This is a genomic window from Shewanella sp. DW31, from assembly GCF_015767295.1.
Lineage (GTDB): Bacteria > Pseudomonadota > Gammaproteobacteria > Enterobacterales > Shewanellaceae > Shewanella > Shewanella oncorhynchi.
The window spans coordinates 1-24,831 of record NZ_JADWMP020000012.1; the positions used below are offsets into that span (position 1 = coordinate 1).

Sequence of the window (24,831 nt, forward strand, 5' to 3'; positions counted from 1 at the left end):
GGGGTTTCTCTTGGTCGAAAGATCCGATCACTTGGAGGGCTATTAGTTCAACATTTCTTATCCCGAGTTCAGGTTAAATAGTAGAAACGATAAAACTGAGTAGAAAGCCTCTACTCAGTTTTTATTATCAGCGACAACAATATTAACATTCTCGTTAATGTGCTCTTAGGCTGCAATGAGTGCCGCGTTAGGGCTATTTAGCTGCTTTAACAATCCAAATGCTTGCTGCATTTTATCCTCGGTTACGATAAATCCTATAAATTTTTCATCCACGTCGAATGCTTTAATACAGCTTCCTTGAGCATCAATATCGACTTGCCAGCGATGGACGCCATTCACTGTTATACCGCTGAGCTGTATAGGTAACAGTGGCGTTTTCACTTTAATGAGCATGGCGGGAAAATTCACTGCTGTCGGTTGGTTCAGTAATGTGTTCGCCAGCGCATTGGCGCTCAGTAACGCAGGTTGCAAATAGGCCCTATTTTGGCCGTTGATTTGGGCGCAGTCACCTAGCGCATAAATATGGGCATCGTTGGTTTGTAAGCATTCGTTAACGACGATACCTTTATTGACCTCTAGCCCTGCATGCTGGGCAAGTTGACTGTTAGGGAGAAGTCCCGCTGCACAGATAACCGCATCACAAATAAACCGCTGGTCATTATCTAGGCACACAGAGATACTGCCATCTTGGTGTTGCAGTTGGCTGACTCGGGTTTGCAATTGCACTGTGACGTTATGCTGCTTTAGTACAGCGGTCAGTTTGTGGTTTAACATTTCGGGTAGCATATTCGGCATTAAGCTCGCTTGTGGATCGACCAAAAACACTTGCTTACCTGCAGTTGCTAAGTCCATTGCCAGTTCAACTCCGACCAAACCAGCACCGATAACCAGTACTCTCCTCGCGCCATGGATGTCTGCTTCGCAGGCCTGATATTCCATTAAGCTGTTAACTGTGTGGATGATATCGACGCCATCGCCCTCTATAGGTGGAATAAAGGGCCGTGCACCCGTGGCAAGCACTAATTTTTTGTACGCAATTTCGCGTCCTTGATGGCAACAGACTACCTGACGAACTTTATCTATTTTTATGACTTCACAGTGATTTATTACATCAATTTGTTGCTCATGTGCAAATTCAGTCGCGGTCAATTTTATGAGGTCTGACGCCATTTTTTTAAGGCTAAACACATGGCTTAAATCTGGTTTATGGTATTCGTCACCAGAGTCGGCTGTGATAACTGTAATCGGTTGTTCGCGGTTTAAACGTCGCAGTGTTTTGACTAGCTGATATGCCGCGAATCCACTGCCGATAATGACGATAGGTTTAGACATTAGTCACCTCATTTTTTATGACAGCGAAAACGCTTTTACCTAGGCCACATTCGGGACAGAGGAAGTCTTCGGCCACTTGAGTCCAAGGTGTGCCAGCAATGACATCTTGATTAGGTTCTCCTTTTTCAGGGTCGTAAACCCATTGGCAAACGGTGCAAATCATTGATTGTGTATCATTTAATTCGCACGCTTTTGTTGCAATAGGTGCAGTCATAGGGACGTTATTAGTAGCAGTATTTTCAGCTATTTGACTGGCTGTGGTGGCTTGGCTAGGCTTTGACATGACTTGATTAATGATAGAGCGACTATTCGCGCTATCGAGGGGACGCAATGCCCATTCTCGCGCGATTCGCTGGCCGTGCTGACGGCATTCTTGCATCGCATCTCGATCGGGACGCCATTTGACTTTTAATCCCACCGAGGTTTCAAAACCAGCATCCATCAAACGAGTGTGAATTCTATCGACTGCGCCGCCATTCCAGCCATAACTACCAAAAGCTGCCGCCTTTTTATTGCGAAAACGCAGGCCCGTAATTTCTTCAAGCATGGCGGCAATTTTAGGCATCATCACATTATTCATTGTGGATGAGCCGACTAAAATACCTTTTGACCTAAATGCCTGTGCAAGGATTTCGTTTTTATCATGACGTGCGACGTTATACACTTTTACTGCTACATTGGGGTCAACATCATGAATACCTTGAGCAATACCGTCGGCCATCATTCGAGTATTATTGGACATAGAGTCGTAGAAAATCGTGATGCGGTCTTCTTGATAAGCGTCGGCCCAAGCTAAATATTGGTGAATAATTTGGGCAGGATTATCACGCCACACAATGCCGTGTGAAGTTGCGATCATATCTACAGGTAAATTAAAGCTTAATACTTCGTGAATTTTAGCCGTCACTAGGCTGCTAAAGGGCGTTAAAATGTTTGAGTAGTACCGTAGGCATTGCTCCATTAATTCATTTTGATCAACCTCATCATTGAATAAATGTTCGTCGCAATAGTGTTGGCCAAAGGCATCGTTACTGAATAAAACCGCATCTTCGGTGAGGTATGTCATCATGCTATCTGGCCAATGTAACATAGGTGCTTCGATAAATATCAGTTGCTTACCATTGCCTATCGCTAAACTATCCCCTGTCTTTACGGTAATGAAATTCCATTCTGGGTGGTGGTGATGTCCTACAATGGAGTCGACCGCATTTTCACTGCAGTAAATTGGAGTGTTAGGAATTTTGGCCATTAATGCAGTCAGGGCGCCTGAGTGGTCTTCCTCTGCATGGTTCATCACAATATAGTCTATGTCGGTTAAATTAATTTCAGCTTCAAGATTTTGTAAGAATTGCTGGCTAAAACGATGATCAACTGTATCAATTAACACGGTTTTTTCTTCACGGATAAGGTAGCTATTGTAGCTTGTGCCTTTAGTTATCTTGTACTCAGTACCATGAAAATCTTGCACTTCCCAATCGCGTTGACCCACCCAGTGGATATTGTTTTTTACATGAATAGTCATAAATACACCTGTGATAATTAATAATGAATGCGCTACGTAAATCTTGCTTATTTAGTTAAATATCTTATTGCACTCACTATGCCAACATTCTAACGTGTTGATTTTTATTGGCATTAACGTATTTCAACATTTGGAATCACTTATTGGTGTCATAATGACAATTTGATATTGGTCAAATTGACATTACACTGTTGTCAATATGACTTTATTTGACTGTGGATGTGCTATGAGTGCCCATGCTGATTTAACTCAGTTAGCCTTAGATTTAACTGTCGGCGTGTCGACGCAAGACAGATTTGAGCGTTTGTTGGCAGTGGTCAGGCGGCGTGTCAATTGTGATGCTGCGGCATTATTGGCATTTCGGGAGCAGCAATTTGTCCCCTTGGCGATAGATGGGCTCTTTGCCGAAGTGTTAGGGCGGCGTTTTCAAATTAGTGAACATCCGAGATTAGAGGCTATCGCCCGTGCTGGCGATGTTGTTCGTTTCCCAGCCGACAGTGAACTTCCCGATCCGTATGATGGTTTAATTCCACATCATAGTGCGAACTTACATGTACATGCTTGCATTGGTTTACCACTAATCGCGAACGATCGCTTAATTGGGGCGCTCACCATTGATGGTTTCAACCCTCATCAGTTTGATGGTTTTAGTGATAGCGAGTTGCGTGTGATCAGCGCACTGGCCGCAGCCAGTCTTAATACTGCGTTATTGATGCAACAGCTAGAATCCCAAGTTGTTGAAGTTTCCAATGGAACTGAGGTGCTCAATCGTCCTGCTAGTCAGCAGGAGATCATAGGGCAATCCACACAGATCCAATCGCTAAAGCAGCAGATAAGTGCCGTGGCAGGCACTGATTTATCGGTATTAATTACTGGCGAAACTGGCGTGGGTAAGGAGTTAGTGGCCGCGGCGATACATAATCAATCGACCAGAGCCGATAAATCACTTATCTATTTAAACTGCGCTGCATTGCCTGAGTCCGTCGCCGAAAGCGAGTTATTTGGGCATGTAAAAGGGGCATTTACGGGGGCAATCAGTCATAGGCAAGGCAAGTTTGAACTCGCTGACAAGGGGACCTTGTTTTTAGATGAAATCGGGGAGCTTCCCTTGGGGCTGCAAGCTAAGTTATTGAGGGTTTTACAATACGGTGAATTACAGCGAGTGGGCAGTGATAAGAGCCTAAAAGTTAATACTCGGATTATTGCTGCCACTAATCGAATTCTGCACCAAGAGGCAACGGAAGGGCGCTTTCGTTTCGATCTTTACCATAGGTTGAGCGTATTTCCTATCCACGTAGCACCATTAAGAGAGCGTGGGCAAGATATTGTTATGCTGACAGGTTTTTTTCTTGAACGTTGTAAAGCGAAGTTAGGACTCACCCATATCAATATCACACCCGCAGCGCAGCAGTTATTAGAGCAATACACATGGCCGGGTAATGTGCGTGAGCTAGAGCATGCGATACACAGGGCTGCGGTGTTGGCGAAAGCCGAGCTAAAAACGGCTTACATCAGCTTAAGTGATAAACATTTTCAGCTCGATTCTTTGATGAATCAAGCACACAGAACAGTCGACGAAGATAGGCCATCAGATGCCGCAACGCCAGCCAGTGAATTAGCATTTAGGTCTGAGTCGGCCTGTCGTGAGCGACAATCGCAAGATAATTCCAGTGTTATACTGGGGCTTAAGGCGGCGACTGAGAGATATCAGCGTCAACTTATTCGTCAAGTTTTAGCCGCGAATCAACAAAATTGGGCTGCGTGTGCAAGAATATTGCAAATCGATACAGGTAATTTGCACCGACTTGCAAAACGGTTAGGTTTAAAAGAATAAAATATTGCGTGAAGAAATTTTATTCTGCAGCAAAACCACAGCCTCGATTCTTAGAAGAACAGTGTTGCTACGCCTAAGAGTGCGAACAATACCGCGCAGCCACGGTGTATCCACAACATAGGTAATTTTTCGGCGCTGAAGTGGCCTGCGATCACTACGGGTACGTTAGCAAGCAGCATGCCTAAGGTTGTGCCTGCAACCACCATAGTTAATGAATCGTATTTTGCGGCTAATACCACAGTTGCGATTTGCGTTTTATCCCCCATTTCGGCGATAAAAAACAGGATAAAGGTAGCGAGAAAGGGGCCCATTTTATAGAAACGGCTCTCTTCTGCATCGACTTTATCTGGGATTAACACCCAAAGAGCGATCGCGAAGAAGGACGCAGCCACTAAATAACGTGCAAGATCTGGGCTTACCCAGTTAATGGCCCATTGACCAATCCAAGCGGCGGCAAAATGGTTAAATAATGTCGACAGCAAAATACCTAAAATAATGGCGGTTTTATTTTTAAATCTTGCGGCGAGGATTAGTGCAAGTAATTGAGTTTTATCACCAATTTCGGCGATAGCAACCGTAAAGGTTGAGGCAAGTAGGGCTTCCAAGTGTGATCCTTTAGGGGTGGTTATGACATAAGCACAATAAACCGTCCACCCCTAGGTGCGGTAATTGTGCTCAGGTCTTGCTGGGCAAATCTATGATTTGCTGTGAACACCATGGCATGTTGCCAAGTATGTTGATGTTCACCCTAGATGACGATGGTTCGAAATCCAGTTAGCTACTCCCCCGAAGCGAGGTGGGCATTATACCTAGGTAAGATTTAGTTTCAAGCACGAGTTTATAACAGTAGGTGCTGATAAATGTTTGACGGGTGTCAGAAAAATACCGATTCACATTCTGTAACTTAATGAATATAAATGAATTATTTTTTGACAACGTTGTCTTTTGTTGCTAATTTAGCCAAGTCATTTCTACTTAGTTACATACTGTTAACTCGTAGTGACTCAATGATAACGACTGTATTTGGCAAACTAATTGAAAAGTTAGGACGCAAAGCTTCCGGTCTAAGGTTGTAAATGGATTTTTTAGTGAACTAAGATAGCGGAGTTGCCGCAGAATTCGATTTCTGTGAAAGATAAACGACTGCTGTTTAATGCTGTTGTTTGCCCAAATACCACTTTTATATCTAAGCCTATCATTATGTTTAGGATGATAGGCAATCAATGGAGTGCATTAAAGTGGCAAATCCTACTGTTTTTTCCCCTATTTCTAAATTGAGTTTATTGGCCGCGGCAGTAATGGCGACGAATGCGTTTGTGAGTATCTCTGCGCAGGCGCACGGTTATGTTGTGGCACCTGAATCGCGTTCATATGCCTGTAAAACAGGTAAAAATGCCAATTGTGGTGCGGTGCAATGGGAGCCGCAAAGTGTTGAGGGGCCATCGGGTTTTCCTGAATCAGGTCCTGCTGATGGCAAATTGGCGAGTGCTGGCAATGGTGCTTTTTCACCTTTGGATGAACAAAGTCCGAGCCGTTGGGCAAAGACGGATATTAAAGCGGGCTGGAATAAGTTCAGTTGGCAGTTCACAGCAAACCATGTCACCCGTAATTGGCGTTACTATTTAACTCGCCAAGATTGGAACCCAAACCAAGCTTTGAGTCGAGCGAGCTTTGACTTAGCACCCTTTTGCGTAGTTGATGGTGGTATGGAACAGCCGCCTAAGTTAGTGACCCATGACTGCTACGTGCCAGAAGGTCGCAGTGGTTATCAAGTGATCTTGGCCGTGTGGGAAGTGGGAGATACGACGAATAGTTTCTACAATGCTATCGATGTGAACTTGGGCTCGGGTCCTGTTGTGCCGAGTGAATGGCAAGATGTGGGGGATATCAATCCGTCACTCGATCTAAAAGCAGGCGATAAAGTGATGACCCGGGTGTTTGACGCCAATGGTGAGCAAGCGGCTAAGCAAACAGTCATTACCATTAGCGATGCGACTCAAGGTGATAAACAAAATTGGCCTTTCCTATTAGCAAGCGCGATTAATGCCCAGCAGTCCCAGTTAAAAGCGGGACAAAAAAATGCATCGGGTGTGATTGAGCCTGTGTATGGCAAAAACGACATTTTTACAGCGAAAAACTCAGGTATTGAGCGTGTCGAAGTGGGATTTGATTTAGCACCTGCTCCGGGCAACAGCCTAGAAGTCACTTCACTTGCTGACGATTATCAAATTATCGACGGTGCGGCGAAGGTCAGCTTTGATGTGAGCAGTAACGCCGAGATGCTAGTGTCAGCGTATTTGTTTAGCCATGATGGCACCGCGTCAGGTTTTGTGAGCCAAACTGTTAACAATACCAGTGCTAGTTTAGTGTTAGACGTTGTTGAGCCTAAAGCTGGGCATTATCATTTGCAGGTAAAAGCTGAGCCTAAACAAGGTGATGTTATTCAGCAGAACTTTGATCTCTTCTTAAAGGATCAAGCTCCTGCACCAGAAGCTGATTTTGTATTCCCAGCAGGCGTGAAAGGTTACGTTGCAGGTACTACAGTGTTACAGCCTAAAAATGGCAAAGTGTATCAATGTAAGCCATTCCCTTATAGCGGCTATTGCGTGCAGTGGTCGGCTTCTGCCACAGGATTTGAGCCAGGTGTTGGCGCTTCTTGGGCTATGGCGTGGACTGAGCTGTAAATTAACTTTTTGAGCTAATCAATTCTCAACATGATGTGATTGGGCTTAAACATATTCACTGTGTTTAAGCCCTTTTTGTCTGCATCGGATGGAAAAAGACCGGCTTTATTTTGATTCGAGCCTAATACAAGATTACAGGTATTCTCAACAAAGGTAGCGATTTTGTTGGCTTGTATATTTTCGTTTATCACAGCGCTATTAAGTTGTTACCGTACCGTTTGCTACCCTTCTTTGTTCACAACTGGCTTGCCCACTGGGTTTGGCTCTGTTAATGTCCCAAACTATCTATTTAATCGATGCTTATATCGGTACATTAATTTGGGCTATCACAATTGAAAGTCATGCCATTTTTCAATAATCGATTTAGTTAGCCTCAATGGCTACTGGGTTGAAACATTCAAAAGCTATTGGGGCCAATTGATCTGCTAGGTCGAGATCTGATTGGATGCTTTAAGTGATGTGTCGCTTATTTCGATTTAAGACGCAAGGCTTTATCGGTTCAAATCTTACTCAAATAAAATAATAATTAATTATTGAACAGGACTATTGTGTGAATTCAAAAATGTTAGGCTCGATCGCCATCGTTGCCGGGACGGCCATTGGCGCAGGTATGTTAGCGTTACCTTTAGCCACAGCGGCTTTAGGTATTATCCCTGCTTTAGTGTTACTCGTCGTTATTTGGGGCGTGTCCGCCTATACCTCATTACTTATGCTCGAAATTAACTTACGCACTGGCGTGGGGGATAACGTGCATGCTATTACGGGTAAGTTACTGGGTAAAAAAGGTCAAATAATTCAAGGTGCTTCTTTCCTGAGTTTATTATTTGCCTTGACCGCGGCTTATCTCACCGGCGGCTCTTCGTTATTAGTGCTTAAAGCGAAGAACATGTTCGATATCGTGCTCGATAATCAAGTCGCAGTGTTGTTATTTACACTGGTGCTCGGTGGCTTTGCGGCGCTAGGTGTTGCTTGGGTCGATAAAGTTTCACGTTTCCTATTTTCGTTAATGATTCTATTGCTCGTGGTGGTGGTATTATTTTTATTGCCCGAAGTCAGTATTGCTAGCATGGCAACTGGCGCGATTGCCGAGTCTATGGCCAGCAATTGGATGGCGGCAATTCCCGTGGTGTTTACTTCGTTTGGTTTCCACGTCTGTATCGCTACTTTAGTGCGTTATCTCGATGGTGATGCGGTATCACTGCGTAAGGTGTTGTTAATCGGTTCGACTATCCCACTTGCTTGTTATGTTCTGTGGTTATTGGTGACTTTAGGCACAGTAGGCGGATATGAGGTGAATAGTTTTGAAGGTTCACTACCTTCACTCGTCACGGCATTGCAGGATATTGCTCATACGCCTTGGATCAGCAAATGTATTTCATTATTCGCTGATTTAGCCTTAGTGACCTCATTCCTCGGTGTGACCTTAAGTTTATATGACTTTATCGCCGAATTAACTCGTGCCAAAGAAACGTTTGCCGGCCGTATTCAAACTTGGTTACTGACCTTTATTCCGCCTGTCTTGTGTGCCTTGTATTTGCCTGAAGGCTTTGTGGCGGTACTGGGATTTGCGGCCGTACCATTGGTCGTGATGATCATCTTCTTGCCAATTGTTATGGCACTGCGTCAACGTCAGTCGCAGCTGGGAGGTTATCAAGTGTCTGGCGGCTCTGTTGCATTAGTCATTGCTGGTTTGTTAGGTGCAGTGATTGTGGGTGCCCAACTATTTGTTGGGATCTAATTCATTGTGATAGGTGGGGCTTTTTAGCGAACGCGGCTGAGTAACTTTGATTAAATGTATTTGCTTTGTAAGCGAGTTTTTCAGAGTCTGTTATAGAGAGTGTCGCATGTGATAAAGTCAGGCCCCGGCCTGACTTTTTGCTTTTTAGGTTTTAAAGCGAGTGATGCTGGGTTTTAGCACAGTTATTTAAAATTAAAACAATGCTATTAAAACGAGAAAATGGCCCAGCTTGCGCGTGGCTTCATTCACATAAAACGGACTTAACACAATGAAAAAATGGTTACTCACAGTTGCCGTGGCCGCTAGTTTTGGCGCACAGGCTGACGAAGGTATGTGGCAGCCTCATCAACTGCCTGCTATGGCTGATGAGCTAAAAGCAAAAGGCCTTGAAATTGATGCAAAATCGATTTCTAAACTCACCGAATTCCCGATGAATGCTGTGATAAGTCTCGGCGGTTGCACTGCATCATTTGTATCGCCAAAGGGCCTAGTCGTGACTAACCATCACTGTGCCTATGGGGCGATTCAATACAACTCCACTCCTGAGAAAAATCTGCTGCAGGATGGTTTTTTAGCTAAGACCTTCGCCGATGAATTACCTGCGACCCCTGGCTCACGTGTCTATGTGACTGAAGATGTCACTAATGTCACTGAACGAGTTAAAAACGGGCTTGAAGGTAAAGTGGGCAGCGCCTTCTATCAAGGCGTTGAAAGCCAAGAGAAAGCCTTAGTTGCTGAATGTGAAAAAGAAGATGGTTACCGTTGCCAAGTGTATAGCTTTCACGGTGGTCTCGAATATTATCTGGTTAAACAACTGGAAATCCGTGATGTGCGTTTAGTCTATAACCCAGCCGCGAGCGTGGGTAAATACGGCGGCGATGTAGACAACTGGATGTGGCCACGTCACACAGGCGATTTTTCTTTCTACCGTGCTTATGTATCTAAAGCGGGTAAACCCGCAGAATTTAGTGCTGACAACGTGCCATACGAGCCAAAAAGTTTCTTAAAAGTATCGGCTAAAGGCGTGAGTGAGGGTGATTTTGTGATGGTTGCAGGCTACCCAGGTCGCACCAACAGATATCGCACAGCCACTGAAGTTCAAAATGAGTTTGAGTGGGCTTATCCCGAAGGCAAAATGCTGCGTGAACGCTTTATTGAAATCATTAAAGAAACCGCGCCAGAGGGCAGCGACGAGCGTATTAAGTACGAGAGTCAAATTGCTGGCCTTGCTAATTACGCGAAAAACTTCACTTCGATGATCGAGTTTTACGGCAAATCAACCATGTTGGCTGACCGTAAAGCCCTCGAAGCTAAGCTGGCGGCGTGGATTGCCAAAGACAGCAGTCGTGAAGCGAAATACGGTAAAACCTTAGCGGAATTAGATGCCTTGATTGCCAAAGGCAAAACGCATCAAGAGCGTGACATGATCTTAAGCTACATAGGCAGCACGACTATGTTGCCGACGGCGCGCAGCTTATATCGCCTCGCGAACGAGAAACAACTGCCAGATATGCAGCGTGAACCGGGCTTCCAAGATCGTGATATGACACGTCTAAAAGCCAGCATGGAGCGTATTGACCGTCGTTATGCGCCAAGCGTTGATAAAGCGGTATTGCTCGACATGCTAAAACGCTACGCCGCACTGCCAGAAGATCAGCGCCTACCCGCATTGGATAAAGCCTTTGGTATCGATAAAAAGTTTAGTGAAGCTAAGCTTTCGAAAACCTTAGATAAAATGTACGCCAAAACTGAGTTAGGTAAGAAAGACGTTCGTCTGGCGTGGATGGACAAATCCGTTGCCGATTTTAAAGCCTCTAAAGATCCTTTCATTCAATTCGCTGTCGCTATGTATGACACCGATATGGCCGAAGAAAAGAAAGAAAAAGAATTAGCGGGTGAACTAATGAAGGTGCGTCCGCAATATATGGATGCCATTATTGCCTATAACCTTGAGCAGGGTAAGCCTGTGTATGCCGATGCTAACTCTAGCCTGCGTGTCACAGTTGGCCATGTGAAAGGCTATTCGCCAAAAGACGGTTTAGTGGCCGTGCCATTCACTCGCCTTGAAGGCATAGTGCAAAAGGACACGGGTGTTGACCCATTCGATGCACCGAAGAAAGAGTTAGAGCTGATTAAGCAGAAGCAATATGGTGATTTCTATATGAAATCAATAGATTCTGTACCAGTAAACTTTTTATCAACTTTAGATACTACTGGCGGAAATTCTGGCTCACCGACCTTAAACGGCCGTGCTGAATTAGTGGGCCTATTGTTCGACGGTGTGTATGAAAGCATTATCGGCGGTTGGGCATTTGATAACGAGATTAACCGTTCTATTCATGTCGACAGCCGTTATATGCTGTGGGTAATGAAGTATTTAGATCATGCCGACAATTTATTAGCTGAGATGGAAATCGTTAAGTAATCCATTGCCGCATCTTGAATACTGTGGCTTAGGACGATTTAGATGAGCTGCATTTAAGCGTGTTTTTGTTCGATTAGCACGCAGGAATTACAAGACAATAAAATAGCGATAGACTCATAATGTTTATCGCTATTTTTTATTCCTAGAGCGCAGTAACTTTAGGTTCTAAATTGCTTTAGTAACCCCTCAATCATCTCCACTTGTTCTTCCAGATGTTGCTGTGATGTTTGTGCTAACTCTCCCGCTTGCTGATTTATTTTGGCTTGTTTTAGAATATTTGAAATGCTGTAAGTTATATGTGCCATCTCTTGTTTTTCATCTTCTGAAGCGCGGGCAATATCTCCATTCATGATTTTTATTTGATCAACAACGCGGATGATATCTGCAAACGCATCAGAAGTTTCTCCGATCCGTTCTTTTATCATTAACGCTTGCTTCTGTGCACTATTCATTACATCTACAGCTTTAGCTGAACCGGAAGATAAATTCGTGATGATGATTTCAATGGATTTGGTGGATTCCTGTGTCCTCGATGCAAGGTTGCGAACTTCGTCCGCGACTACGGCAAAACCGCGCCCAGTTTCTCCTGCACGCGCGGCTTCAATAGCTGCATTGAGTGCTAGCAAGTTGGTTTGCTCTGCGATACTTCGAATAACATCTAACATGGCGCTGATATTTTGACTGTCGGCAACCAAACTTGAAATGACTTGTGAGGCTTTATCTACCTCACTGGCAACGAGAGCGACTCCTTGTTGAGCCAAAACGACAATCTGATTACCTGTATAAGTGCTTGAGACTGCTTGTTCAGAGGCTTTATTTGCACCCTCGGCGGAGTCACCTACTTGATTGAGGGAGTGAGAAATTTTTTCTACTGCATCTGCAACTTGAGTTATTTCTTGTAACTGTGCGCCAGCAACCTGTGAACTTGTGGTAATGGACTGGCTTATTTGCGTGCTAGCGGTGATGAGAGAGTGATTACTGAGTTGGACTTTACTAATCAAGGCTTGTAATTTTTGTATAAACCCATTAAATGCGTCAGCTAAGCGTCCAACTTCAGTTTCTGCATTGGCATTGGGTAATCGCACTGTTAAATCGCCAGACCCTATGCTTAAATCAGCCAACTTATCAGTTACTACCGCTATCGGGGTCAATATTAATTTGAGCGCCATGAAATACACAAATACAGCGACAAGCACTGAGGCGATAAAACCTAATATTAACTTTGTGTTTGCACTGGTAACAATGGAATCAATTTGGCTAGATTCCCCCTCTACCTTACTATCAGCAGCTTCCTCTAAACTGGTTATAAATGCTAACAGTTCACTTATTTGTTGATTAAATTGTTTAATATCATTTTCTGGTACATCTCCGCTTTGCAAGGCTGAAAATATGACTTCGCGGATATGATTAAAACTCTCTAAACGATGGTTTAATGAGTTAACTTGCTGAGGCTCTATCAAGTTTTGTGATTTCATTCGCCCTAAGGCTTCTTCTGCGGCTTCAATGGCGGCATCCATTTCAGTTCGAGCTGCGGCTGGATCAATTTGTTTTTGTTGTAAACGGTTAATAACAATAATTTGTTTTTCAAGCTCTATCTGCCCCTCCATGGCACCATCGGCCGTATTCCAAGCCGGACCTGTGATGTAGGTTAGCATGTTTGACATTTGTACTGTCGCTGAGTAACCCACATAGGTATTAATACCGATAGATATTAAAAATGCCACTAAACCCGCGATAATTGATTGTTTAATATTCATATGCTGTCCCTAAAATCCTTAATAGATCCACAAACTTTAATTTTACAGCGTCATCTACGATTAATTTATTAGCTCAAAATTCAATATAAGCTCGCACTCCAAATGCTAATGCGTTATCTAGCACTGATGACATACTTGGATTATCAATACCGTACAAACTGGCTTGCATACTCACTGAAGATGTGACTGGACATAAATAACTCAGCTCTAAAATATTCTCATTGAAGAGTAAATCAGTATTTACGCGTAAGAATGGCGAACTATTTTGAGTAGAAGCATAGGCTAAACCAATGGTATCTTCTTCAAACCAAATATTATTTAGAGTGAACCCGATACCTAGATAGGATGCTAATTGATTTTTACTGGCATCAGCTCGTCCATATTGGAAAAAAGCGGTCAATCTATCGTTAATATTCTTTTCGCCAATTAAATAAAAACCGCTATTTGAATCACTGATATTCTCGTCAACGGGATTTTCTATTTCTGCAGAATGGTGCCATGCACCGATGGCAAATTTATAGGAATGTTCATTTTTTATTCCCCATTCAATGGCATTGAATAAACCATCAGATTGTTTAAATTTAATGTGAGTACCATGCGGATGCTCAGGATCGCCGGGAATGCCATCGTATGTCGCAAGTAAGAGATATTGATGTTCACCAACAAGTGTTAGTTGAACTCCTACCGCGGTTGTCGCAAAAATGGAAGGGCCTACTTGAGCGACTTCTGGACCAATACCAAAAGATGACGTTGTGAATAGTCCCGCAGATTCAAGTGTGTAAAAGGTTGAGTTGTAATCATGCAGGCCTGCCAATAAATTAACCGCGCCATTTGCAAAACTATGCTCATACCACAATTCATAGAGTTTAAGATGATTATCGGTTTGAATATTCGAAATGGTTTGTAAGTCGCCAGTCAAATCAGAGGGCGCCTTTCCATAATTACCTAAGACATAAATAAAGATGTTGCCATTATTCGACCAATTGGCAGCTTGCGTATCGATCGCTAAGGTTAAATCCAAATTTGCGAGATTGCGTGTTCCCTCTGCGATCCCTCCTTTAAGATTGGTGACAGACTCCAGTGTAAGGGCATTCGACCAGGTATACGGGGAGTTTTCTTCCGCCATCGCATTCACAATCGTCAACTGCAACATTATGGTAAAAAAGCACTTTTTCAGCATAAGGCAAATCCATTCGCTTCATATGAATTAAAAGTATAGGTAGGATTGTAAAATATGCAGAGAAATGAGACGGATGTGATTCTAGCAATGAAAGAGTTGTCTACCTCTTATCGCCAAATACGTCTTATCACCAAAATAGTGCGACACTTGGTAATGCTCCCACTTTTTAAGAACAGTAAGGCACATCGTACGAAGTGGCTACAGTGATACTAAAGACTGATGTGAAAAGAGCGCAAGACTTCTCTGAGTGCCGCTAGGGTGAAGCATACAACCGCCTATATTATTGCCAGCGCGGCTTTTAGCGTTGCAATTTCATCTAGTGTGAGTGGTCGCATTTCTCCCTCTGCTAATGCTGCTTCAGTACAAGAGTCTTCCGCCTCTATCGCTAACCTTAGCGTCATTAGCTCGACGCGTTGTAAGTCGATAACCTTATAGCGTAAGGCGCTGGCCATACGCCGAATTTGCCTATTTAAGCCTTGCGTCAGCACGATTTCAAAGCTGTCCGAACTGAGGCGGCGAACTTGGCAGGGCAGGGTTTGCACATCTTTATAATTCACTCCATTGGCCATTTGCTCAACAAAATCATCTGCGAATGGCCTATCGAGACGCACATGGTAGGTTTTGCTGTGGGCAAAACTGGGGTGCATCAGTTTATGGGTCAGCTCGCCATCGTTAGTTAACAGCAACAGGCCGCGGGAATCTTTATCGAGCCTGCCGACGGGGTAGAGTCTTGGCGCTTTGGGAAGCAGGTGTATGAGGCTCGTTTCATCCTGCTCAAGCAGACGGCAATCTGTGCCCACAGCTTTGTTAAATACCCAATAGGCGAGTGTTTCGGCTTTAGTGATAGGTTTGCCATCAAACTCAATACGGTCGAGGCAGTGTAATGACTCGTCTAAACAGATGGGACCTGTGTGGCGGGCGATACCGCCATTGAGTGTGATGCGCCCAGCCTCAATCAAACGGCAGGCTTCACGGCGTGAGCCTATGCCACACTGGGCGAGGTATTTTGCTAAGCGCATGGATTACCCTAAAGTATTTGGCGTTCTTGGGCGCGATGATACAGTATTTTTGATAGGCGCCGCATTGCAAAGGCTAGGCTTAAACACCAAATAATACTCAAGTTAGTTTGGAGCCACATATTGGCTGAAACAGTACAAAAGTGTGTTTGGGGCACACAGGGAGGGAAATCCAATATTGTCCAATCTAATTGCAGGGTTAAACTCACTGCACTACAAAAGCTGATCAGGCTCAAATAGAACAGTGGCTTTGGGCAAATAAACCGAGGCACTATCCCCGCTATAATCACAAGGCTGTGTAAGATGAGGGTGCTTAATAGATAACTCGTTGAAACTATTCTGTGTATGCTCAAAAAATTAATGGGGAATATTCCCATCAAAATCACAGATACTCCTACCCAAGCACCTGTAAGTGCTATGCATTGGCTGAACGTATCCAGTTTTAGTAAGTAGAGCCCGGTCATTGAAATGAGTATGCAGAGCCCTGCAGCCAATAAGCTTAAATTAAACACATAAGCGAGGGGTGAGTTGATATAGTTACCTAAAAAATCAGCTCGTATTTGTAAGACTTGAACTCCAACGTTTTGATATTCAGCATAAATAGCAATTAAAACTCCAGAAGCGCTAATAAAGGCTGCGCCTACAATCAACCATGTAATAAGACGATGTAGATCGTAATAACTTGGTTCTTGGTGATAAAGAGGATTCATGGGGGACTAAAAATATACTGACGGGATATGACCACATTGAATGCGGTAACTTGCCTGAATTGTTTAATGAAGGCAAGCGAGTTGATGCTTTTCGTCAAAAGAGGGCTTTAAAATGACAAGGAGCGCCTAGTGCGTTCCTTGTCATAAACGTTAGATTTTACTCATGCAACTCAAATATCATTTAGTGTCGTTTGCGGAAAATTACAATCGCAACAGCCACTACGGCTAAAATCATACAGTACCAAGCGTGTGATACCGCTGCTAATGGCGTGATGCTAAAGGTCGAAGCAATCAAGAGTGCCTGTGCACCATACGGGATTAAACCTTGGATAATACAGGCGAAAATATCGAGTATGCTGGCGGCACGTTTTGGACTCACGCCATGCTTCTCTGCTAAGTCTTTTGCAATATCACCCGTCACCACGATAGAAACCGTGTTGTTAGCCACACAAGAGTTAGTCACTGCGACTATACCTGCCATACCTAGCTCAGCAGCACGGCATGAAGCTTCACCTTGTGCCTTGGAGAAACGAGTGATCAGCTTTTCAATCTGTTTACTCACAAAGGCAAGGCCACCTTGCTGCTGCATGAGTGCGGCTAAACCACCCACTAGCATAGACAGAATGAAAATCTCCTGCATATTGCTAAAGCCAGCATAAATATCTTTACCGAATTGGATCACACCGTAATCCATAGTAAACAGGCCGGTTGCGCCCGCTAATAAGATACCTAAGGTCAAGACCACAAATACGTTCAGACCTGCCACAGCTAAGATCAAAATGGTCAGATAAGGAATGACCTTAATAAGATCGATATTCTGCGTTGCTAATTCTGCTTGGCCTTGTCCGGCAAATACAAAGGCGATTAAAGTTAGCAGTGATGCGGGGATAGCGAAAATCAAATTTTCACGAAATTTATCTTTCATATCACAGCCTTGGGTGCGCGTAGCTGCAATTGTGGTATCGGAAATAATCGACAAGTTGTCACCAAATAGGGCGCCAGACATCACGGCTCCCGCCATCAGTGCATAGTCGATTTGCGCTTGGTCGGCTACGCCTAGGGCGATGGGAGCGACAGCCGCGATTGTCCCCATAGAGGTTCCCATGGCCGTTGCGATAAAAGCGGCGATCACGAAGAAACCAGGTAGTAACAGGTTCGATGGGATTAACGATAAACCAAGAGCAACAGTAGCATCGACGCCGCCAGTGGCTTTAGCGACTGCAGCGAAGGCGCCTGCAAGTAAGTAAATTAAACACATTGCAATAATATTGCTGTGACCAATACCGCCAATAAAGGTATCAATCGATTGATTTAATTTCTGTTTTGATAAAATCAACGCCAGAATGATTGCAGGTAAAATAGCGATAACGCTGGGTAATTGATAGAAGGCAAAGTCGACACCTTGGCTTTGGAAATACACACCCGCTCCAATGAAAAGACCAAGGAAAACAAATAATGGCAACAGGGCAATAAAAGATGCCGGGCTGTGCTGTGTTGCTGTTGGATTGCTCAAATGTTATCTCTCTTTCGCTTAGGGTTTTTCCGCAGGATCCTTGGCAGTCAAACTCGCTTAAATTCAGTGTTGCCGCGGCATCGTATCCTAGCAACTTGAGGCAAAGCATATTTGATCCCTGATAACCTGTCAATTTAGACGTCTAGATGTTTTTACTTCCGTTGTGATCGATAGGTTATTAATAGGTTGTATAAGATGAGAATTAGTCTTTATTTTAATTATTAATCAATACTTTAATAGTTTTTGTTCAGGTTGGCTTAGAGGATTTATATCTGATTTAGCGTGTATTTCAACTGAACGGAATAGCGTAAAATTTAAGCGGATGACTGGTGTGATGGAGTAAGCCGGCTATTTATCGCTCCATTTAGTGTGAGTTGTTGGTGGGTAAGCCAGCATAAATAACGTAAATGATGAGTGGCATTAATCAATAGGGCTTATTTGGGGACGTATTGACTTAGTTCGCTTGTGCAGCGTTGTGATAGCAATGATACGTCAAATAACTTTAATAAAACCTTAATAAGCAATCTATTGTTTTTAAATGTAAAACAGTTTCAAGCATCTAAAATCCCCATAAAAACTAATGGCAACAATTTGTATTGAAGTAGAGACTTTAATAGAATCCGCACAAATTATGTTAATTACTCTTAGTGCTTTGTTTAAATTTAACTGGATGAAGCGTTTATTGCTGATTCCTCAGATCTTCCTACTACAGTGGGTATTATCATGATACGTCGCGCTAAGCCATTACTCGGAACGCTGGTGGAAATCGCTGCCGAGTCACTGCCAAATCAAAGCGGTGAGGCACTACTTAAAGATAAAGCATTGGAAGCGGCTATTAGCGCGGCTTTTTCGCGTGTGACCCATATTGGGCGGTTGCTGAGCTTCCATCAACAGGACAGCGAGTTAAATCAGTTAAATCGGCAGCCGGGAATTTGGGTAACGTTAAGCCAAGATAGTTTACGAGTGCTCAAGTTGGCTAAGGGGCTGGGTAAGGCGAGCAACAACTTATTCAATTGTACCGTTGGCGGCGAAATGATGTCTCGCGGCGCTTTGCCTGCTTACCTTGGTATGCCATTGTTATTGCAAGGTGACTGGCAAGATATTGAAATAAAAGGTAATCAAGCGCGATTAGCTAGACCGCTAATTTTAACCTTAGATGGTATAGCTAAAGGTTATGCGGTTGATATGGCAGTGAGTGAGCTGCGTCGCGCTGGCGTGAGCGGAGGTTGGGTCAATGCGGGTGGCGATTTAAAAGTTTTTGGCAGTGCATCTTTAAATGTAGTGTGCCGCGGTCCATTAGGAGCGAGCCAAAAGCTCTGCGTTAGCAATATGGCGCTCGCCAGCTCACGGGTCTCACAAACTTTAAGTCATGATTACCCTGCACTATTACTGCCAACTGGCAATGTTGCCGATACGAACGTCGATGCTGAAAGCGAGCGTATTGTTAGTGTGAGAGCCTCTTTTGCTTGGCGCGCCGATGCGTTAACGAAAGTCGCAGGCTATCTTAATCCCGACTTGGCCGCTGAAAAAATTGCTCACTTGGGTGGGCAATTAGTCAGTTTTGATTGATGTATCTTTTGCCTGTTTTACAGCTTTTGCAGATGATTGAATTAGAAATTCAATCATTACTGTGAGTTAACATTAAACAGTTAGTACTGTTATTCGCACTTTAACGGGTGAATCGATACAACTTGGGTTTCGTTACCGTTATTTGCAACTTGCATACGGTTGTGGGCTTTTATTGTCTTCAAGCTTTGCTTGGTATTATTTCCATTAAAAAGAGTGCCTACATTGGGCACTCTTTTCGTTTCAATTGCTTATCGCTCACCATGTGTCGTTAGCTATTTATCTTAAGCGACTTTAAATCGCGCAACTTCTTTTTGTAGGTTGCTGCAAATGGCTTTAGTGTTGACGACTATTTGCTGCGTTTCTTGGATCACTAAGTTGCAGTATCTTGTTTTATCGGATAATTCGGTCAAGTTACGATTAATTTCTTCGGTCACATGGGTTTGCTCTTCGGTTGCAGTCGCCGTTTGAGTGGACATCTCACTGACCTTAGAGGTGGAGTTTAGAATTTCATCTAATGCATCTTGGGTTTGGCTGGCGAGGGTCACGGTTGATGTGGTCAAGCTAGCTCCCGATTCAATGCTTTTAACCGCATCATTTACACCGCGTTGCAACTCTTCAATCATGCGCTGAATATCTTGGGTCGAGGTTTCGGTGCGACTCGCCAGTGTACGTACTTCATCTGCGACTACGGCAAAGCCGCGGCCCTGTTCGCCAGCGCGCGCAGCTTCAATGGCCGCGTTAAGTGCAAGGAGATTAGTTTGCTCAGCGATTGAGCGGATCACATCAAGCACTGAGGCAATATTGGCAGAATTGACTGAAAGTTTTTCAATAACTGTCACGGCATTTTTAACTGATTCAGACAGTTGTTGAATATGATTAACGGACTGGGCGAGGATATTTTTACCCTCTACTGTTTGGTCATTCACCTTAGTGATTTCGGTGGCTGTATGAAGAGCGTTACTGGCGACTTCTCTTACAGCTGCACTCATTTCATTTACTGCTGTGACAATGGTATCGACAAACTGCTCTTGTTCATGGCTGATGTTGATTGTGGTAGCTGACTTAGTTGCAAGGCTTTCAACGGTTTGGCTCACATCTTTAGTTTGACCAATAATCGAGATGACCATTTGCTGTAGCTGCTCTACAAATAAGTTAAATGCATGGGCGAGCTCGCCGATTTCATCCTGACGTGTGATAGGGATCCTTTGGGTTAAGTTACCGTCACCATCGACAATGTCATTGATCCTGCTAGTGATATCTTCAATTGCATTGACTATAATTTTAGGGCCGAAGTAGGCAATTAACAGCGCCACAATGGCGACTAAGCTCGCTATCGTTAAGGATATTTGGGTTTGGGTGGTTGCCTGTTCAGTTGCTTGTAAATCTAGCTCTTTTACTCTGTTATCGGCGGCTTCGCCCGCGGCATTGTAGATATCTCTTAATGCCTTAAATTCTTGCTTGGATTTGGTTTCGTGGAGTTGTTTCGCGCGTTCAAAATCATTACTTTTAACGGCATTAATGACCTCTGATGAGGCTTGATACCAGAGCGAAAACTGCGCCTCAAAGCCATTGGTTGATTGCAGTACTTGCAGGTGATCTGTCAGGATTTTTTTAAATTCGCCCATTCTGTCACGGGCTTGATCGACATTCTCTTGCCAGTTATCAATCTCACTCTTGCGATTATCGGCAGATAATTCTTCCCTGAGTAACACTTCTTCACTTAGCTGCGCTTGATAAAGGTCGCGATCTGCATTGAGAATTGCCGAAATTGCGGGATTAAATAACTGACTAAATTCCTGCATCTGTTTCACAGTAGCACGGCTTTGCATAGCATCGGTGACTGCCATGACAATGAGCGCTGTCGCCATAATGGCAAACATCAGTGAAAACTTAACGCGAATACTGTTAAACATAGGACGATCTCCATTAATAACTTAATAAATAGCTTAGCCGTTATTTATAGAATTGCCTTTGCGTGCAGCAGATTGCGATGGGATTTTGTACGCATTGAAATAAGCGAAACCACCTTGGTCACTGTTACCAAGGCGTTGACGCATTACTTTGGATTATTCAGGACAAGCTAGGGTAGGGATGACTTTAGGCTTAGGTTTTATCTGCACTAGCATGACGCCAATAATGACCATAGAACCGCCAATATAATGATAAATGGCTAAGGTTTCATCTAGGATGATGGCCGCCAGTATCGCCGCAATAATAGGCATTAAATTAAAGAATACGCTGGTGCGATCGGCGCCGAGTTTACTTATGCCATTGATCCAAGCCCACGGCGCTAAAAGTGAGGCAGCGATAGCAGCGTAAAGTATCAGTGGTGCCGATTGGGCACTGATCGCTATGCTGGGACTCGTAAACAGCAGTGGCGTCAGCATGAATACGGCTATGAGTCCTTGAATATAAACCGACTCCCAAGTCGGCAGTGGCAGTTGCCAGCGTTTCAGTAATACGCCATAGAGTGCATACACAAAGGCGCTAAACAGCAACAGTAAATCACCTTGAGTCACGCCGATGGCAAGGTTCATCATATCGCCGTGACTGAGCATAAAAATCAATCCAAATAGCGAGATTAAGGTGCCACCAAAGGCTAACGGTGATAATTTTTGCTTGAGTAATGGCACTGCTAAAAACAGACTGATCATAGGCACGAGAGAGGTGATTAATGCCATATTTGTTGCCGTGGTGGTAGCCGCCGCAAAATAGGCCAAACTCTGGTTTAGCACCATACCTAACAAAGCCAAAGTAGCGAACTTAGGTAACAAAGGTAGTATCACTTGGCGTTTTTGCCAGACGCGACTTGCGACAAAGGGGGTTAACAATAACATAGCGAAAAACCAACGGTAAAATGCTATGGCTTCAGGATCGATAATCCCAAATGAGAGCTTGTTGACTATCGAATTGCCTGCCCAAATTAATACGGCCAACAGGGGGAACAAATACAGCATGGTCTTGCCTTTAGGTACTGGCTAAAGTGACTGGCCATAGCTTATGGCTTATCACTTAAGCATCCAGATAATAGATTAGTGGCTATTATCCATGGTCGGTTATGATATAAATATCGCTTATCAGACAAGGTCAGTTCCTCTACGGACAAGCGTAATCTGGGTTAGCGATTTCGTTTGAGTTTTTTGGACCACCATAGCTTTGAGGGCATCAAAATGCGCACGGTTTACCATCCGCTCACGGCAGAACAAGAGCCTGCTGCAGATATCTTCTTCAACTATGAAGCTTTCCTGCCAAATACGGTAACGCCAAAACATCAACATATTTGGGGGCAACTGCAGTTAATCAGCGGTGGAATTATGGAGTTACATGCTGCAGGGCAACGGTTTTTATCGCCGTCACAATATGCGATTTGGGTTCCTGCAGGGATAGAACATGAAAGTTATACTCGGCGCAGTATTCATTATTGCTCGATGAATATAGCTGCCGAGCGGGCTGCGGCTTTTCCCATAGAGACCTGTCTTTTAGCCGTGACATCCATTGCCCAATCGATCGTTAACGATCTGCGGGAACGGCAAGTCACTGTGGCAGAAACTGCGGCGGATAAGCGACTGGTTGAGGTTTTGCTCGATCAGCTGACCTTGGGTAAAGCTCTACCGCAATTTCTGCCCACCGTTTCAGATAAACTGTTACAGCCGTTGTTGCTGGCACTTGAAGCCGACCCTGCGAGTTCGAAAACCTTTAAATCTTGGGCCAGTGAATTACATACCACAGAGCGTACCTTAGCTCGTCGCTGCCAAGAGGTTCTGGGGATGAGTTTTACTGAGCTAAGACAAAGGCATAAGTTTATCTATTCCTTACAACTATTACGTCAGGGACTTGCGATCAAAGAAGTGGCATTGACGCTCGGCTATAACCAAACTTCGCCTTATATCGTGATGTTTAAAAAATATGCTCAGTGCTCACCTGAGCAGTATCGCCGTCGATTGTGATTGAGTGGCTGATGGAGCAAGGCTTAATAAAGGCGAGATAATGAGATCCTATGCGAAAGTCGCGCTAGATGATGCACTAAAAATATTGGGGGGAAGCTGTGAAATAAGATAGGGTGCTAAAGTATTAACACCCTATTTTCGGCCTATTTAAAGAGAGGATTTAAGGTTTTTTACAGAGTTAGATAAGTTAGTCGGAAGCCTTTTGGCGGTTCCGTTTATCTTGACGCTTCTCTTTTAAGGTTTTCATTGGCGGTTTTTTGTTTTTTTCTTTACTCATAGATATAAACTCCAAAGTGAAGGTTACTATCCGAACCCGCGCCGCAAATCGGTTTCGATAGTTGGGCTCAATTTTTTATTTCAGGCTTTAATTGAGACGGTTTATTTATAAAGAGTATAAAAATAAATTTAACGATTGAGGCGCCGTGCTAAACCTCTTAACCCCTTTGCTGTTTACTCTAAAGCGCTGCCATGACTTATACGTAAATAGTTGCAAAGAGTCGTTAATTGCAGTGTTAAACTTATCTAAAGTGTCTCTTTAATAAATATCGCGGCCAGTTAATGACTTCAAAATAACATTCCCTCTTATTATATTATGTTGAAAATGCCGCTATAAGCCGCCGCTAATAGCGAGTTCAAAGCATGTTGCCACTGAATTGAACATGCTTTATTTTAAAATGCTTACAGCCTAATAATCATATCTTTAAAATTTTATGAAATGTTGTCAAGTAGCAATACTCAATAGCCATTTACAAAAAAGTATGCCAAATGATTTTTTCTATACAGACTTTTTAGGTTGTTTTTTCGTTAAACTGACATCTTTAATCATAAACAGAACTGGTTTGCCTAAAATGCTCACCTCTGCCAGTTCGCCCTTTGATAACCCAAGTAAGCTGACGCCTAAATCTGATATGACAGAGAAACGTCCTGCACTGGGTTTATGCCTTGGTGGATACACGAGTTCAATTTGGTACTCTTGCTGATCCTGCAGATTAACTAAGTGAATTTCCCGTCCCACAGTCACTTTATCACTCGTCGTATCATGCTTTAGCTGCTCAAGCTTACTAATCACGCCTGCCAAAGCCGTTGGGCGTAGAGAGGCATTAAAACTGTTTTGTAAATAATAGGTTTCAGTTTTTAGAATAAAATTCTGGAAAAGACCACTAAAAAAAGAATATGCCATTGCCGCCTCTGAAATAACAAAGTTAAAATATAAGCATAGATATTAAAATGAGTATTACTCTGTGCTTATTTCACAAGAAGTTATAATTCTGCCGAGCGCGAGTGACGCTCGGCTTAGACTGGGAATTTGAGCGAGAGGCGGATTGAGCTTACTGAACTAGATGTGTTAGCTAACAAATGGGAAAATAGTGATGAAAATGCAGTGCTAAACATAGTGTTACATCTCCAGTCAAAAGTTGATATTCGATTGATTATTTATTTTTGTATATCGATTTAGTATATCGGTCTTGCCATTAACTAAATCTCACCATTAACTAAATAAGTACTAATTGCTTGGCTGATACCATAGGTCAAGTAAAAATATAAAGCAAGCCTAACTAAGCTAATCTTGCTGAATATACTGATAACAGTAAAGCTGGATTTAA

16 protein-coding genes and 1 riboswitch are annotated in these 24,831 nt (G+C 43.5%); of the genes, 6 read left to right on the plus strand and 10 right to left on the minus strand.

What is annotated here, in order from left to right; genetic code table 11:
• Positions 1-165: 165 nt before the first annotated feature.
• Positions 166-1,332 carry an NADH:flavorubredoxin reductase NorW gene (gene norW / locus GWI56_RS11460; RefSeq protein WP_198572955.1) on the minus strand — a complete coding sequence of 389 codons (1,167 nt, stop codon included), beginning with the start codon at positions 1,330-1,332 and terminating at the stop codon, positions 166-168.
• Positions 1,325-2,854: an anaerobic nitric oxide reductase flavorubredoxin gene (gene norV / locus GWI56_RS11465; protein ID WP_198572956.1), complete on the minus strand. Its 1,530-nt coding sequence runs from the start codon at positions 2,852-2,854 to the stop codon at positions 1,325-1,327. Before norV ends, norW begins: the two co-directional genes overlap by 8 nt.
• A gap of 226 nt (positions 2,855-3,080) precedes the next feature.
• Between norV and norR the strand changes: the two genes are divergently transcribed.
• A complete protein-coding gene (gene norR, locus GWI56_RS11470) occupies positions 3,081-4,688 on the plus strand; it encodes a nitric oxide reductase transcriptional regulator NorR (protein WP_242068390.1) in 1,608 nt (535 codons plus the stop codon).
• Positions 4,689-4,738: 50 nt separating this feature from the next.
• Here the strand turns inward: norR and GWI56_RS11475 are convergent, their stop codons facing one another.
• A complete protein-coding gene (locus GWI56_RS11475; protein ID WP_131524629.1) occupies positions 4,739-5,293 on the minus strand; it encodes a TMEM165/GDT1 family protein in 555 nt (184 codons plus the stop codon).
• A gap of 410 nt (positions 5,294-5,703) precedes the next feature.
• A riboswitch (cyclic di-GMP riboswitch) is annotated at positions 5,704-5,803 on the plus strand.
• A gap of 123 nt (positions 5,804-5,926) precedes the next feature.
• Here GWI56_RS11475 and gbpA point away from each other — a divergent pair.
• The 3 genes from gbpA to GWI56_RS11490 all read left to right on the plus strand — a co-directional run bounded on the left by gbpA (position 5,927) and on the right by GWI56_RS11490 (position 11,535).
• The gene (gene gbpA, locus GWI56_RS11480; RefSeq protein ID WP_198572958.1) at positions 5,927-7,372 is read left to right on the plus strand and encodes an N-acetylglucosamine-binding protein GbpA; all 1,446 of its coding nucleotides are present in this window, start codon (positions 5,927-5,929) and stop codon (positions 7,370-7,372) included.
• A 562-nt stretch (positions 7,373-7,934) separates the two neighbouring features.
• The gene (locus GWI56_RS11485) at positions 7,935-9,110 is read left to right on the plus strand and encodes an aromatic amino acid transport family protein (protein WP_198573013.1); all 1,176 of its coding nucleotides are present in this window, start codon (positions 7,935-7,937) and stop codon (positions 9,108-9,110) included.
• A gap of 268 nt (positions 9,111-9,378) precedes the next feature.
• The gene (locus GWI56_RS11490; protein ID WP_198572959.1) at positions 9,379-11,535 is read left to right on the plus strand and encodes a S46 family peptidase; all 2,157 of its coding nucleotides are present in this window, start codon (positions 9,379-9,381) and stop codon (positions 11,533-11,535) included.
• Positions 11,536-11,693: 158 nt separating this feature from the next.
• Here GWI56_RS11490 and GWI56_RS11495 read toward each other — a convergent pair whose 3' ends face one another.
• The 4 genes from GWI56_RS11495 to GWI56_RS11510 all read right to left on the minus strand — a co-directional run bounded on the left by GWI56_RS11495 (position 11,694) and on the right by GWI56_RS11510 (position 17,711).
• Complete coding sequence (locus tag GWI56_RS11495) at positions 11,694-13,292, minus strand: methyl-accepting chemotaxis protein (protein ID WP_168824935.1); 1,599 nt, start codon at positions 13,290-13,292, stop codon at positions 11,694-11,696.
• 73 nt (positions 13,293-13,365) lie between these two features.
• A complete protein-coding gene (locus GWI56_RS11500; protein WP_168824937.1) occupies positions 13,366-14,472 on the minus strand; it encodes a carbohydrate porin in 1,107 nt (368 codons plus the stop codon).
• 275 nt (positions 14,473-14,747) lie between these two features.
• On the minus strand, positions 14,748-15,491 hold the full coding sequence (locus GWI56_RS11505; protein WP_198572960.1) for a 23S rRNA pseudouridine(2604) synthase RluF: 744 nt from the start codon (positions 15,489-15,491) through the stop codon (positions 14,748-14,750).
• An 888-nt stretch (positions 15,492-16,379) separates the two neighbouring features.
• Positions 16,380-17,711, minus strand: a complete 1,332-nt coding sequence (locus GWI56_RS11510) for a Na+/H+ antiporter NhaC family protein (protein WP_113939862.1) — start codon at positions 17,709-17,711, stop codon at positions 16,380-16,382.
• Between the two features lie 723 nt (positions 17,712-18,434).
• On the opposite strand from GWI56_RS11510, the gene GWI56_RS11515 reads away from it, so the two are divergent.
• Positions 18,435-19,280: an FAD:protein FMN transferase gene (locus GWI56_RS11515; RefSeq protein ID WP_198572961.1), complete on the plus strand. Its 846-nt coding sequence runs from the start codon at positions 18,435-18,437 to the stop codon at positions 19,278-19,280.
• A gap of 281 nt (positions 19,281-19,561) precedes the next feature.
• Here GWI56_RS11515 and GWI56_RS11520 read toward each other — a convergent pair whose 3' ends face one another.
• Positions 19,562-21,193, minus strand: a complete 1,632-nt coding sequence (locus GWI56_RS11520; protein ID WP_173496925.1) for a methyl-accepting chemotaxis protein — start codon at positions 21,191-21,193, stop codon at positions 19,562-19,564.
• Positions 21,194-21,346: 153 nt separating this feature from the next.
• The gene (locus GWI56_RS11525) at positions 21,347-22,237 is read right to left on the minus strand and encodes a DMT family transporter (RefSeq protein WP_113939865.1); all 891 of its coding nucleotides are present in this window, start codon (positions 22,235-22,237) and stop codon (positions 21,347-21,349) included.
• A 213-nt stretch (positions 22,238-22,450) separates the two neighbouring features.
• On the opposite strand from GWI56_RS11525, the gene GWI56_RS11530 reads away from it, so the two are divergent.
• A complete protein-coding gene (locus GWI56_RS11530) occupies positions 22,451-23,227 on the plus strand; it encodes a helix-turn-helix transcriptional regulator (protein ID WP_198572962.1) in 777 nt (258 codons plus the stop codon).
• Between the two features lie 775 nt (positions 23,228-24,002).
• Here the strand turns inward: GWI56_RS11530 and GWI56_RS11535 are convergent.
• Positions 24,003-24,407, minus strand: a complete 405-nt coding sequence (locus GWI56_RS11535) for a GreA/GreB family elongation factor (RefSeq protein ID WP_028759523.1) — start codon at positions 24,405-24,407, stop codon at positions 24,003-24,005.
• Positions 24,408-24,831: the final 424 nt, after the last annotated feature.